The organism is Vibrio sp. Y176, from assembly GCF_033438945.1.
The window spans coordinates 1-555 of record NZ_JAWOQS010000992.1; the positions used below are offsets into that span (position 1 = coordinate 1).

The window sequence follows — 555 nt, forward strand, 5'->3', positions numbered from 1 at the left end:
CGTATTGGAATGGGTAGCGGATCAGACCACTCTTTTGTTCGAAAATCTTATGGAAAGGCTTGTTACCATCGTAATCACGAACTTCTACGATTGAAGGATCGGTAGCGCTCTTAGTTGGGTGGAGTAAGTACTTACCAAGATTGTTTTTGTCGTTATCGACAATGATGGTGTAGCCTGTGTCGCCCCACTTAATCTCTTCTAGTGCATCAAACAGAGTTTGTGTGGCTTGGTCTACTGGCAAACCGATAAATGACAAGCCAGATACGTTACCGTTAGCGTCTTTGATTGGCGCGTAATAGGTAATGTAGCGTTCGCCATATAGTTTGATTTGCGCGTAGTAAGGTTTTCCGCTCTTTAAGAGTTGGTAACCAGGATGGTTGCGTCCAAGAGTCGTGCCTACTGCACGCTTACCTTGCGGATCTTTTAATGATGTTGAAACGCGAATGAAGTCATCACCAAGTGGTGCAAATAACGTTGCGATTGCTCCGGTATCACGCGTGAAGCTGTCGACCAGCTTTGTGTCGTTAATCAAACTTTCGCTGTATTGCGTGATAT

General features: G+C 44.9%; 1 protein-coding gene. It reads right to left on the reverse strand.

The annotated features are described in order from the left end of the window. Positions 1 to 555 (reverse strand): Cache 3/Cache 2 fusion domain-containing protein (locus R7O13_RS29815; protein ID WP_318305585.1); only part of this gene is annotated, 555 nt, incomplete at both ends.